The following is a 368-nucleotide window of genomic DNA, read 5'->3' as shown; positions in this document are numbered from 1 at the left end:
GTGGTGAAACCATTCAAATCGGCGCGATAGGACAAGAATAACCAAGTCGGGGCTTGGCGTCAAACTATGCTCGTGTTGTCATGCCAGCATAGCATCAGGCCATCATCCGCATCTGGCTGACCGCGGTGGCAATGGCGCTGGGCTCGGTGTTGCGCAGGATTTTCTTGGTTTGCAGCGTCAGGTCGTCGAGATCGCTGTTCAGGATTTCCTGCTTCACTGCCAGCAATTGCGCCGGATGCATGGAAAATTCAAGCAAACCCATGCCCAACAGCAAACGCGTGAACTTCACGTCGCCCGCCATTTCCCCGCAGACAGAAACCGGGATGCCAGCCTTGCGGCCGAGCCCAATCACGGTCGACAGCAAAAAC

At 56.0% G+C, this 368-nt stretch carries 1 protein-coding gene; it reads right to left on the bottom strand.

Features of this window, described 5'->3' with window-relative positions:
- Positions 1–94 precede the first annotated feature (94 nt).
- On the bottom strand, positions 95–368 hold a 274-nt coding region (locus tag FH08_RS48815; protein ID WP_035568087.1), incomplete at its 5' end, for a putative PEP-binding protein.

It is taken from the genome of Caballeronia sordidicola (assembly GCF_000729995.1).
In the GTDB taxonomy this organism is placed as follows: domain Bacteria; phylum Pseudomonadota; class Gammaproteobacteria; order Burkholderiales; family Burkholderiaceae; genus Caballeronia; species Caballeronia sordidicola_A.
This window is presented reverse-complemented; position numbering and strand designations above follow the sequence as displayed.